The 13,208-nt window shown below is 34.8% G+C and carries 11 protein-coding genes; 5 read left to right on the top strand and 6 right to left on the bottom strand.

The annotated features are described in order from the left end of the window. Positions 1–106: 106 nt before the first annotated feature. Entirely contained in the window at positions 107–2,959 is a 2,853-nt protein-coding gene (locus OQ292_RS34810) for a S8 family serine peptidase (RefSeq protein WP_284688903.1), read from the bottom strand. A gap of 479 nt (positions 2,960–3,438) precedes the next feature. Between OQ292_RS34810 and OQ292_RS34805 the strand changes: the two genes are divergently transcribed. Continuing rightward, on the top strand, positions 3,439–4,524 hold the full coding sequence (locus OQ292_RS34805; RefSeq protein ID WP_284688902.1) for an adenylate/guanylate cyclase domain-containing protein: 1,086 nt from the start codon (positions 3,439–3,441) through the stop codon (positions 4,522–4,524). A gap of 67 nt (positions 4,525–4,591) precedes the next feature. On the opposite strand, the gene OQ292_RS34800 is transcribed toward OQ292_RS34805, so the two are convergent. The 4 genes from OQ292_RS34800 to OQ292_RS34785 all read right to left on the bottom strand — a co-directional run bounded on the left by OQ292_RS34800 (position 4,592) and on the right by OQ292_RS34785 (position 7,451). After that, complete coding sequence (locus OQ292_RS34800) at positions 4,592–4,990, bottom strand: hypothetical protein (protein WP_284688901.1); 399 nt, start codon at positions 4,988–4,990, stop codon at positions 4,592–4,594. A gap of 286 nt (positions 4,991–5,276) precedes the next feature. Continuing rightward, entirely contained in the window at positions 5,277–5,624 is a 348-nt protein-coding gene (locus OQ292_RS34795) for a hypothetical protein (protein ID WP_284688900.1), read from the bottom strand. An 18-nt stretch (positions 5,625–5,642) separates the two neighbouring features. Then, positions 5,643–6,455, bottom strand: coding sequence for a ParA family protein (locus OQ292_RS34790; RefSeq protein ID WP_284688899.1), 813 nt, complete (start codon positions 6,453–6,455; stop codon positions 5,643–5,645). Between the two features lie 219 nt (positions 6,456–6,674). After that, a complete protein-coding gene (locus OQ292_RS34785) occupies positions 6,675–7,451 on the bottom strand; it encodes a BRO family protein (protein ID WP_284688898.1) in 777 nt (258 codons plus the stop codon). Between the two features lie 900 nt (positions 7,452–8,351). On the opposite strand from OQ292_RS34785, the gene OQ292_RS34780 reads away from it, so the two are divergent. Continuing rightward, positions 8,352–9,314, top strand: coding sequence for a hypothetical protein (locus tag OQ292_RS34780; RefSeq protein ID WP_284688897.1), 963 nt, complete (start codon positions 8,352–8,354; stop codon positions 9,312–9,314). Positions 9,315–9,481: 167 nt separating this feature from the next. Next, positions 9,482–10,303 carry a carcinine hydrolase/isopenicillin-N N-acyltransferase family protein gene (locus tag OQ292_RS34775; RefSeq protein WP_284688896.1) on the top strand — a complete coding sequence of 274 codons (822 nt, stop codon included), beginning with the start codon at positions 9,482–9,484 and terminating at the stop codon, positions 10,301–10,303. A gap of 74 nt (positions 10,304–10,377) precedes the next feature. Here OQ292_RS34775 and OQ292_RS34770 read toward each other — a convergent pair whose 3' ends face one another. Then, entirely contained in the window at positions 10,378–11,091 is a 714-nt protein-coding gene (locus OQ292_RS34770) for an IS1595 family transposase (protein WP_284683380.1), read from the bottom strand. A gap of 370 nt (positions 11,092–11,461) precedes the next feature. On the opposite strand from OQ292_RS34770, the gene OQ292_RS34765 reads away from it, so the two are divergent. Together OQ292_RS34765 and OQ292_RS34760 are read left to right on the top strand one after the other, a co-directional pair. Then, on the top strand, positions 11,462–12,055 hold the full coding sequence (locus OQ292_RS34765) for an RNA polymerase sigma factor (protein WP_284688895.1): 594 nt from the start codon (positions 11,462–11,464) through the stop codon (positions 12,053–12,055). A gap of 51 nt (positions 12,056–12,106) precedes the next feature. Beyond that, a complete protein-coding gene (locus OQ292_RS34760) occupies positions 12,107–13,186 on the top strand; it encodes a FecR family protein (protein WP_284688894.1) in 1,080 nt (359 codons plus the stop codon). The last annotated feature ends 22 nt before the right edge of the window (positions 13,187–13,208 follow it).

The following is a 13,208-nucleotide window of genomic DNA, read 5'->3' as shown; positions in this document are numbered from 1 at the left end:
TAACCTGATTTCACTGCTTCTATTTGAGATTTCATACTCAATAAATGTATAAAAAAACAGGCTTCACACATAGTAAAGCCTGCTTGTATTAACTGTAATTATCTATTTACTCCAATATAAATTTTTGTGTGTAAAACTTGTCTCCCACTGCTGCTTTTAAGAAATACATTCCTCTATTATAAGTACTTAAGTCGAGTTGTATGTCTGTCTCTCTAATATCTGGCATTACTAGCATCTCTTTGCCCACACCATTATAAACTCGTAGTTGTACTGGCAATGCGTTTTCTTCGGCTGTTAGTTGCAAAGAAATATTTACCAAACCTGTACTTACTGTCGGATAAACAGCAATGGCATTGTCTTGAACGATTTCAGACTCATCTTCTGCTTGGCTAATATATCTGGCACTTGGGCTTGTAACTTCCTCATCTATCACTACAAATTCAAACTCTGTTTTTTCACCTGCATAACCATGGCCATTTCGGTAAGCATGCACCACCGAACTAATCTTATAACTTCCCTCTCTAGGATAAGGAACCCAAGGAAAATAATTACCATGATGCGATGGGAAAAGTGTAAATGGTGGCTTTATACTTTGTGAGTATCTAAACTGTCTGCCAGAAAGTATCATAATTACTTTTTCGGCATTTTCTGTGTTCAGCTCAGCTCTAATATTGATTTTTTTGGTGCCCAAAGTAGCCAAGTTTAGCGTATCTCCAAGTACCATAATATCTTCGTTAGTTTCAGCATTTACTACTACATATTGCTCCACTTTACCAGAGTTGATTACTGAAAAATCGATTGAAAGTGCAAAACCTTTTCTACCTCTAGCATTTTTCTTAGTGTATGGTGTTGCCTCTAAACTATAATCCCCTACTTTAGGATACCACCTATTTCTGCCAAATAATGCATAAGGTTCTCTGTTTTGGACTGTTCTTTCATAATCTTTACCGGTAAGTTGCAATTTTACACTTTCCAGCTTGCCATCTCCGCTTACAGCTTCAGCCACAATGTTAATTGGGCTTTCTAGAAAAGCTAAATCTATCTCATCACCTTCTTCTAATTTACTTATTACCTCCCCAGTTTTTGCATCTGTAACCCAAAGGCTCAAAACACTTGGTACAGGCAAAGTTTCTGCAATGGCACTGGTAGCTGTTAAATATCCATAACCTGTATCAAAATCGAATTTAGGATCGGTACCGGGAGGAACAGTGGTTGATTTCGTTGGATCCATATCAATCGCCGAGGAAGTCATAGCTTCTTCAATTTCATCTGGTGTAAGGGTGTTTCCATTGGCTTCAAGCATTAGTGCTGCAACTGCTGCTGCATGAGGTGCAGAAGCTGAAGTACCAAAAAAGTTAGGAAATCCATCACCTTCATATTCAAAACCGAAGAAAGTAGTATTACCTCCTTGTACAGCAGAAATTTCTGGCTTTAATCTTAACTCATACATCGGATTACCTTGAATATCAAACAGTGTTGGTACTCCTCCTGATGAAGAAAATACCTCTCTTACTGGTGGGTTCAAACCATATTCTGGTGTTCTATCATACCTTACCCCTCCTACTGAAATGGCACCATTTGCATTTGAGTGACCATAAGCAGTTGAGCCTACAGGTAAGTATTCGTTAAACAAATAATTATCAAAACTGACATATTTAATTGTTGATGGGTTTGGAGAACCATCGGCCACTTTACCTATAGCTAGGTAAGCATTAACTGCTCCCCCTGCTGAAATACCCATTAGCTCAACTGGATCTGCTCCAATATTAAAATCAACACCAGATAAATTGAAATAAACAGCAGAGGTATCTTCTGCAAGTACTAAAAATAAATCCAAATCAGAGGTTGCACCTGGACATCCTTCACATACTGAAGCAGCAGGTTCATCCCATTGCATTGTTAAAAATAAGGAACCTCCATCTGCTGGAAACTCAATTTCTTGAAAAATGTCTACACCTTCTCCCGGATCAAAATCGTGCATTATATAATTTCCAATTGGGAGACCACTAATAATATCACTTAGCAAATAGGTTCCTCCATCTCTAAATGGAGCTTCATAAGAATCGTCCCATTGGTTTCCTGCAGAAGAAAAGTAACTGACTCCTTGACTTTTTACAATATCGGTTGCTTGCCCAATAACTCCATCTTGAAACATAGGTTCTGCATAGTAAATAATATCGTCTACAATTACATCACAATTTGCACTTTCGGCCAATTCCACAATTCCATTTGCAAAATCTGCCTGGCCAAAAAATGCTGAATAAAACGCTAGTTCAGCTCCGGGTGCTACATCGTGAACTAGTTCACACATTCCGCGGCCTTCATCAATACCTCCACTTGGTAAATCTAATAAAACTTCTACTTCACTTGTAAAACCATATGGATTAGCCGCTCCGGGTAAATCTCCAGAAGCAATACCATCTGCCGCTCCTGCAAGATTATCGTAACTATCAGAAAGTACTCCTACTTTTACGCCAGTACCATTAACTCCAAACAGACTCCTTGCCTCGTCTGAAAGTTGGGCAACATCACCTTGACTGGTAACTGAACCAATATTTGTATGTGGCTTATAGGCAGCTTTTATTAACTTGAGTGATTCAACCGCCTGCATTTCAGAGATTTTATCTACTGGCATTAAACCACTTACCATACCACCAAAAGAAGATAGCTTTTTACAGCCTTTTGCTGCCAGTTCTGCTTTTAAGGTTTCAGTATTTTCGGAAGCGATGGCATCAAAAACTACATAACCATCATAAACCTGTAAATCTAAACTTGATTCAAATTTGTCTACTGAAGTAGATTTTCGGATTCGTTGTGACGCATTCTGTGTAGTTAAATTAATTAACTCTTTGCTTACTTTACCTTTTTCAATAACTTGAGCATTTGCGTCGCTGTTTACATAAAACAGCAAACAAACAATTAATGCTAAAAGTGATGTTTGATGTGCTAGAATTTTCATAGAGAAATGTTTAATAGTAAAAAATAATCGCATAGTTGATTAAGTAATAGTTTGGGAAATTTGAATGGATATTAGGTGTCAGAAGAAGTTGATAGGTAGACTTAAAAAAATGAATTTTTAAACCTGATTTCAAAAACGGATGGGCGATTACATAAAAATAGTATAGCATTTTTTGCAGTAGGGTGTCTGCATTATGCCAAGATAGTGTGTGTACGTAGAAGCTACGAGTGTTAGTTAGTTTTTTCAATTTAATAGTAAGTTATTTGATATTTAAAAACAGTAACTAAATATATAATTAGCATAAAGCGCCTGCAACGGGCGTGCATTGTTTTATGCCTTAATTTTGTTATTTAATTAATATTTTGGGTGCGAAAAGGCAGATTAAACAAAAAATAGCCACTTTTTTAAAAAGTAATTGAGACAATGGCACTGTATGTTTATCACAATCCATCTATATTTGAGAGAGCGTAAATAGAAAAATGATAAGACCAAAAACTAAGAGAGATCTCAATAGAATTATTCCCTTTGGAGTAATTTGGCTACTTTCCGGATGGATTTTTCTGATAGTAGAATTAGCCGCTACTGATAGCTTCAATCAGTTACCTACTACTGCCATTCAAATGGATACTCAAATTTTTATAATGTCGAGTTTGGCAATAACCTGTGTTGGGCTTTTTATAGGTTTTATCGAAATAAAGTATCTTGAAAATGTTTTTGCCAACAAAAAATTCATTGTTAAAATATGCTCCAAGTTTTTCATTTACACATTGGTATTCTTTTTTGTGGTACTCATTACTTTTCCCATTGCCGCCAGTTTAGAAATTAAAGCTGGTTTATTCGACCCTAGAGTTTGGGATAAATATCTGGAATATTTTACTAGTATTACCCATTTAAGTACTGTGCTGCAACTCACAGCTTCTCTCATTGTTTCTTTGTTTTATAGTGAGATTAGCGAATATATTGGACAAGGTGTACTAATGAAGTTCTTCACAGGCAAGTACCACTCCCCTATCGAAGAAGAAAGAATTTTTATGTTTCTGGACATGAAGTCTTCAACCAGTATTGCCGAAAAGCTTGGCCATGTGGAATACTTCAAATTGCTCAAAAGCTACTATGCTGACATTGCCGAACCCATTATCGATTTCGAAGGAGAAATTTATCAGTATGTGGGTGATGAGATTATTGTTTCTTGGAAGCTTGCTTCACCAAAGTTAAACACCCGATGTATTGATTGTTTTTTTGCGATGCGAGATGCTTTGCTGCAAAAGAGTGATTGGTATAAAGCGACTTTTGGAATTGTACCCACTTTTAAAGCTGGCATTCATTTAGGTAATGTTACTGCTGGCGAAATTGGTGTAATTAAAAAAGAAATTCTATTTACCGGAGATGTACTTAATGCCACTGCTAGAATTCAAGGTTTATGTAATAGCTTAAATACAGACTTGTTACTTTCATCTGACCTTGCCGAAATTCTAAATCCAGATAATAAGCTCCAGCTTAAAGTATTAGGTGAATTTAACTTAAGAGGCAAAGAAGAAAGTAAAGAGCTTTATACAGTTGGGTGAAAATGCATTAATGCTCAAATTGGGACTTTGCCTGATTACAAAATAGAATTTTTGCTTACTTGTAATTTCAGATAAAATTACTCTTTGTTATTTTCTTATCAGAGAGTTCTAGTACTTCCAATATCTTATTGTAATTCTTTAAGCCTTCAAGATTTACAATCAAAAAGTGGACAAATAGAAGAAAAAGAAAATACCAGCCCGACTGGAAATCTAAAATGAGACCTATAAAAAATACAATATTAACAGACAACATCATTGCTAATGCAAATTTGAATTGCTTAGATGGCCTCAAGTAAATTGTTACTATTCTCTTTGAGATGATTCCTTGTACAAATGGAGATAACATAATGCCTACACCTGCATTACATATATCAAATCCGCTTTGCTCTATTTTTCCTACAAATACATTTGGAGCCTTTTGTAATTCTGAATTTAATAGGTTTTTAATTCGCTCCTGAATTTCCAAATTAGTTAGCTGTGTGCTGTACTGAATTTATTGTTTCTGTTTCAAAATTTTCATTTTACTAATTTGATATTTTTCATCTCGCACTCAAATATCCAAGTGTTCATATAACTTAAAATATTATAATTTTATTACTATTTTGTAGTATTACATATTATGTTTATAACATATTAAATATCAATAATAATATCTAATATTATTGATTACGAATATATAATATTATTAAAATATAATATTTTTATTATATATTTTATGATATTAACCTCTTGCTATTCAAAGTTTTGATACTTCAGATAATCCCATTCTCTTTCAAGAAATTCTCGATGATGATATTTACCACTCGCGTTTTTGTGGTTTTATGTTCTTTCGCCAACTCTTCCACTTTTTCGAGATATAGCTTTTTCACCTGAACTGCTGAATAACCTTTATTTTCATCTCCACCAAAAAGGTCTTTCAAATTACTGGCTGGTTTTTTCTTTTCAGCCTTTTTTACCGGTTCCTCTACTTTGTTTTTTGTCGTACTACTTTCTGCCGTAATTTTCTTTTCTTTTGGCTCTTCACTCTCTTTTGCTGGTTGCTGCTTCTGAAAAATTGAAAAACTCTCTTTCAACTTGTCTTTATTATCTTGCTTCTTCATGATTCAATCAATTAAATTTTACGAACTGGCATTCATTTTTTGCCACAATTCCACCACAAGTTCATTTACAAAATCTCCCGCTTTTGTCTCCGAATCGTAATCCCAAAGGTTGGTAGACTTAGAAACCATGGCATTTGGAATGTCAATAGCTTGTTTTAAGGTGTTTTTAAGGATTTTATCTTTAAAACGATCTTCTATCTCACTTTGAGAAATTTTTGCGTGATTAGACCTAGAAATGTTATCCTTCACAATGCAAACGAAGTCGATCTCTATGTTGCGATTCAGATTGTACTTCTTAATCTTGTTCAATTGCTCTTCAACTTGTACTGCCCCAGCTAGCGAAAGAAATGAAAGCTCTACTGGAACCACCACATGACAATGCTCTTCAGATACTATCAGTGCGTTTAATGTAAGAAGGTTTATATTCGGCGGATAGTCGATTACCACAATCCTGTAATTCTCTTTTAGAAAGCTCTCCAGTTTTTCTTTAAACTGAAACTCCCTGCCCATGGTAATGGTCGAAAGGTAATTTGTTACAGAATCTAGGTCTCCTTCAGATGGCAATAAATCCAGATTGTCTGATACGTTTACAATTGCCTTTTCTGGTGCTGTTCCATTGATAAAAATATCTGAGAGCGAGTACTCAACTTCATCTGGATTTTTAACAAGGCAAGTAGAAATATTTTTCTGAATATCAAGGTCGATAATCAACACTTTTTCCGATGACTCCGCAGCTTCCAAATGTTTAGCGAGTGTAGTTCCAATTACCCAAGATAAGGAGCTTTTACCAACGCCTCCTTTACTATTATATACATGTAATATATCTGTCATAAAAAATATTATATTTAATGACACAAATATATGCTAAAAAATATAAATTTCAATATCAATTGCATGAAATAATACTAATAATTATATCTAAATATAATATTAATTATTATAAATAATATTTAAAAATGCATTATAATGCTAATTATATTACATAAAATATAATACCATTTGGTGTGAATAATTCGTATTTCTTGCAGTTTTTGTTCGAATTAAAAAAGACTATTCTTCTAATTTCCCACCTTTATTGTTTTGCTGTTTTAAGCCTTTTTGAGAGAGTTTATCTTCGGGTGGAATATCTTCAGGTTTGTAATTAGTTTTGCTTATTAAATGCTCTCTAATTCCTTTATTTTGCTCTTCGTGTTCTTTGCTAATATCTTCCTTTCCTTGTAAGTCTTTGTGGTGCACATTCAGGTTAGATATTTCAGTGGCAAAATCCTTCCCTTTCAGCAGCAAAGCATTCATATAATCATCTAGATTTTCTTCCTTGTCTATATTGTAAATTTCATGCATATTTTTGCCTCCAAAAAGCGCATTGTCACCCGCCTCAATTACTTTAATAAAGCCTACATCATCAACCCCTCTGTCTGAGATGTTTTCTAAAAATCTTTTCTGCGATTCTTTTAATTTCCGATGGGCTGCAAGTCTTTTAGAGAGTTTTTCGTCTACGTGATCGCTACCTACTTTTGCCAACCAAAGTTTAAATGCTTCTGCTTTTTTAGAGGGTACAGACTGGATAATTCTAAATAAAGCTTCTTTTGCAGCACATTCCATCTCATATTTTCTACCATTAGAAGCTTCAATTTTCAACCTTACGCAAAGTGCGTATAATTCAACTCCGGATGCTTTCTTTTCTCTTCTTTTTAAGTCTGTCCAATAGCGATTGGCATTAGAAGTTTCTGTTAGAGCTGCAATTACATCCGTTACAAGAAAATGTGGTTCTCCCTTGTACATTACCGATCTTATCTCCTGAGAATTAAATAGTTTTATATCCAACATTTCTTCTTTCTGTTAATTCAAAACCTCTGTTAAATTAGAGTTTTGAATTTAAAATTATAACATATGTTTAAATTTTAAAAGGTATACATTTCTAAATTTGCCTATAACTAACTGATAGCCAAAAGTTTACTTTAACCCTATAATTCATAAGTGTTTGGCTAATAATTCATAAGTGTTTGCTCATTAAGTCAAAAGTATTGGGTGTTTAAGTCACAAGTAACTGTTTAGTAATTCATAAGTGTTGGTTGTAAGTCATAAGTGACTAGCTTGTTATATGTATTTGAATTAAGTCATAAGTGTCTGTAAAGAATAAGTCGAAAGTGTTTGGAGTAGGCTTATATAAGAATTAAATCGATAAAGAATAAGTCATAAGTGTCTGTTAGAGCTGCTATTAAGCTGCCTAATAAGTCATAAGTGTTGGGTGATAAGCCCTATATGACTTATAACAAGGGTGTTTTACTGTAACAAAAGTCTTTAATTGATAAGTCACAAGTGTCTGTTATTATTGGTATAAGACTTAAAGACAGATAAGTCAAAAGTGTTTGGCACTAAGTCACAAGTGTCTGTTTAAATGGAATTAGAAGGTATATATGACTTATTTAACCTAATAATAAGTCACAAGTGTCTGCTTGTAGGTGCTAAAATCATTCAAAATTGCTCCAAAATAAGTCATAAGTGTTTGTTAGAGAAGTAAAAAAAGAGCTTAAATAAGTCATAAGTGTCTGGTAAAACGGCATATTTTTTCAAAATAAGTCATAAGTGTCTGCTAAATAATTCAAAATGATCTTTTACCTTAGTTTTTAATGACTTGAAAATTTAGATGAAAAAGTGAGTTAGATTAAGTCATAAGTCAAAAATCGGGTAACGGATAGTTACTGAAATTTTTTTAATTTGAGAGATATGAAAAAACCCGAAACCAGAATAAAATACCCAACCAGATTGCTTAAAATCGAATCAGGTCAGCAATTCGGGAAGGCGCAATTACAGATATTTGATACAGATCATGACTTTAAAGATCGTCTTACCAATGAGATTAACTATTCGATAGATAGAATATTAAAGCTGCATAGAGGAGGGGATAATAACTATACGATTACATTACCAGAGTTTTTTAAAGAAAAACTGGGTGATGATGTAAAGCAAAGAATTACCAAAGAGCTTTCGGGTTACGAATTACGTGTGCTTACAGCTGTAGTGGCATTGGCACAGATTTCTAAAAGTCTTTCAACACTTTCTTATATCGAAGAAATCGATAGAGTGGTGTTTGAGTTTCAATTGGGTAGCTTATACAGAATGTTAGGCATAGACTCAAGTTACAGCAAGCGTCATAGAGATTTGGTAAAAGATGCTTTAATGAGTTTGCATTATAAAGAATTCTTAGTGCCATTTAACACCAAAAACAGAACGGGTTTTAAAATTAAGCGACTTATTGAATTGTTGGAATACTCAAAATTCAAAGATAGTCAGGCAGATGGCGATTATAAATTTAGACTTATGGTAGATGCCTGTTTTATTTCTTACCAGGTAGAAAAGGCGCAGACTTATTTTTACATTCCATCAGATGTAAACCTTACTTTAAAGAAAATTAACCCAGGTAGGCCAAATCCATCTATCGAGCTTTTTATAAAATGCTTGTATCAGGCAAAGCACTGTTCCACTACCGGAAGAGTAGAATACAGTTTTTCTAAGCTCAGCGATATTATGAACCTCAATCGCTACAAAAGAAACAACAACTATAGCCGCATCAAAAAAACAATTGATAAAGCTTTTGAAACAGCCTTAAAATTAGATTTAGTAGAATCAGTAGAAGAAGACAGAGCAAGAAGTGGAGAAGTAAAATACATGATTAAGTTTGCTTCCTGATTTATAACGAACTGATAAAAAGCGCACTGAGAGTAGATTTCAGTGCGCTTTTTTTATGTGTTTAAAATGAATGTCTTTTCAAAGAGACAACTACAGAGGCAGATTACTCATTAGCTAAATAAACAGACTACTACAAGAAGTAGATTTTTACACCTTAGCCATTTTCAATGAAACCAACACTATTTACGATTTTCATCTTGCTTATATTTAATATCTCAATTCCATCTTTAAAAGCTTGTTCCGTACTTTATTACATTGATTTACAAACAGGAAAAATTTACATAGCCAACAACGAAGATTTTTGGTACGATGTAGAACCATACATTCAGCTTATGCCAGCTAGCAAAAAGAAACATGCAAGATTATGGTACGGTTGGGATAATTTTGCTCAAGGAGGTATTAATGAGGAAGGTTTATTTTTTGATGGCGCTGTTACCCCACTGCAAACAAGACCAGTAGGTTACCAAAAACCAAAAGGCAATTTAGGAGATGAAATACTGGCTAATTGCAGTACCGTGGAAGAAGCTGTAAACTATCTGGAAAAAGAAAAAATTGCATTAAACAACGGACATATGATGTTTGGAGATCGGTCTGGTAATGCAGTAGTAGTAGAGTGGGTAGGAGGTGAAAGAAAGCTTGAATACATAAAAGATAACAAACTAGTTATGACAAACTTTTTGTTGTCAGAAACTACTCAGGGTAATTATCCTTGTTACAGATATGTGGCTATTACTAATAGTATAGCTAATCTTGAGAGTAAAAATAAAGCGCTTAGCTTTCTTGAAATTAGCAACACTTTAGGTAATGCCGTTCAGGTTCCTATACCTGATGAAAATGGCAGAAAAGGAGGCACATTATATTCAACTTTTATTGATGTAACCGAAATGGAATTCGTTTTGATCTATAAGATTGATAATTCGAAAGTGACCAAGCTCGATCTAAACAAAGAATTTGCAGCAGGCAAAAAAAGAAAATTGAAGCTAGAATAATGATTAAATCAAAATTTGAATGGCGCAATTGGTAATTAAAATATAAAATGATTATCCGTATTCTTACCACAAGCTCAAGTGAGCGTACAAGCAATTAATATTCTGTCAAAAATATCATTTTCAAAGTATCTTCTATTGAGTTTGTAACAGAACTCATCTAGATAATTCTGTAGATACCCTGGCCTTGTATGCTGATATATCCCTTGTAGGACTTTCTTTGCATTCCCAATGGCTGTATGTACCCAAGGTAGTTTGATATGGGCCTGTTTTGAGGGCACTTTTTCCACATCCATCTCGAACTCTCCTGTCAGTGACTGATAGGTTGAATAGCCATCTGTAATCATCTTGGCATTCTGGGCAACATGCCGGGTAATCGTATTTCTAGCAGTTTCTACTGTAAAATCAGCGCATACAGCCATTTTGAAATACTTGCACCTTTTAGAAGGGCGGTGTTTTTTAGGCTGTAGCACCACCTCTGTCTGTGCAAAGACCATCGCCATGGTCTGCTTCTGGCTCCCCCTTCCCCGCTTTCTCTCCTCTTCCTTCTGCCCCTCGGGTACTAGTGTTTCAAAGAACCCTTCGTCTACCTCAATATTGCCTCCCAGCAAGTAGTGGTTGTCCCGTTGGCCCATCGCAGAGCGTATTTTGTGCATCATTGCCCAGATAGGTTCATAGCGCTTATGATTGAGCTGCCTCTGCACATTACAGGCAGAAGAACCTTTCTTGCTACAGCCCATCAGCCAGATAGCAACGAACCAGTAGCGAAACGGAAGTTTGGAAGCTTCCATGATGGTGCCACTGCGGAGGCCTGTCCTAAAACTGCATGACTTGCATTGGTACATCTGCTTGCTATTTAGCCAGTAATGCTCTTGGCTACCGCATTTCTTGCAACAAACACCTGCTTTATCCCTGATTTCCTTGAAACACTCACGGCATACCTGCTCATTGCGGTACGCTTACATGAATTCAATAATACTATCCATAATGACCTGTTTTTGAGCTAATTTCGAAGCGCAGACCATTCCCTATTTACTTTGTGGTAGCTTTACGGATAATCATTAAATCAAAAAATAATAATAGCTTAACAAACTATTAACTGTGATTTTATGAGTCGCAGAAACTGATTTGCTTACTTTGAGAATTCAAAAAGTTTGTAAAATGAGTAGCGCTAACCATACTGAAATTGATAAAAAATGGATATACCTTTTAAAAAAAGGTGAGCGCAACGCATTAACCGAAGTTTTTAACCATTATCACAGTCGCCTCTATGCATTTGCATTTAGTTTTGTAAAGTCCAAAGATTTGGCTGATGAGATTGTTCAAGATACTTTTTTGAAAATCTGGCAGCGAAGAGATAGTATTTCTACAGATTATTCTTTCTCTTCCTTTATATTTCGAATCGTTAAAAATCTAGCAATAGACAGTCTTAGAAAAGCAGTGCGAGAAGAGGCTTTTAAGTCTGAGCTGGCTACAAAAATTTTAACTTTTCATACAGAACCCGAAGAAGAGTTACTTTACACAGAGCTTTCAGAAACCATTTCGGCTTGCATAGATCAACTGCCAGAGCAACGCCAAAAAATATTTAGGTTAAGTAGAGAAGAAAATCTCTCGCACGAAGAAATCTCCATTAGGTTAGGCATTTCCAAGAATACGGTAAAAGTAAGCATCTTCAAATCATTAAAAGAGATAAAAAGCCAACTTGCTAAAAGCGGGATATACCTCATTGTTATCTCTATGTTTCTAAAAGGTTAATTATTTAAGTAGTAGTAATACCACTGCTATTGCCAGTCGTATTGCTGGTGTATGAAGACAAATGACCCATTAAGCGATTTAGAAAAAAAAGAATTACTGAGAAAGTATCTGAGTAATACTTGTAGTGCACAAGAGTTGGAACTGGTATTTCTAATTCTGGAAAATGTTGATGACAAACATTTTCTGGAAGAAGTTGCAGAAGAACTATGGCAAAAAGGAGATAAAGAAATCAAACTGGAAGCTGCACACAAAGAAGCTTTAAAACAAGGCATTTTGAGAAAAATACCAGAAAGCTCTCGAAGAAAAGAAACTAAACAGTTAGATCTAAGTAATTCTTTCCAAGCATATTACAAAGTGGCAGCATTAGTAATTCTTACAGTAGGCTTGGGTTTGGCTTACCTTAAGGTGGATAAAAAACAAAGCACAAACAAGCAAATTCAGCGTGAAGCGCAATGGATTACAAAGTATACACATGCTGGCGAAAAGCTAACCGTAAAACTACCAGATAGCACCATAGTTAAACTCAATGCAGAAAGTAGTATCGCTTATCGCACAGATTTTAACGATAGTATCCGCTTTATAAAAATAGCTGGAGAGGCATTTTTTAATGTGAGCCATAACAAACAGAAACCTTTTTTGGTAGAAACCGACAAGATTACCACCAGAGTTTTAGGCACTAGTTTTACAGTAAAATCATTTGCAGATGAAGCTACAAAAGTAACTGTATTAACTGGGAAAGTTGGTGTAGCAGTTAATTCAGGCAATACTTACTTTGAAGCTCCCAAGGATATTAAAAACCAAGCAATTGTACTGCTACCATCTCAACAAGCAGTTTTGGTTTCAGATTCGATTCTTGAGTTAAAAGAAATTAATCTCGACATAGAAACAGGTTGGAAAGACGGTAACATCAGGTTTGATAAGACCGATTTACTAACAGTAAAAAAAGTATTGGAACGCTGGTATGGGATTTCAATTCAATTAAATGTGCAAAGCCCTGAAAAGTGTCTGATTAGCAGCGAATACAAAAACGAAAGCCTAGAAAATATACTACAAAGTATCGGATACATACTTCAGCTCAAATATCAATTCATCGATAAGAAAACGATTGAAATAACAGGAAACGGATGTTAAACTTTAAACCCATTTATATGCA

Origin of the sequence: Chondrinema litorale (assembly GCF_026250525.1) — a bacterium.
Lineage (GTDB): Bacteria > Bacteroidota > Bacteroidia > Cytophagales > Flammeovirgaceae > Chondrinema > Chondrinema litorale.
This window is presented reverse-complemented; position numbering and strand designations above follow the sequence as displayed.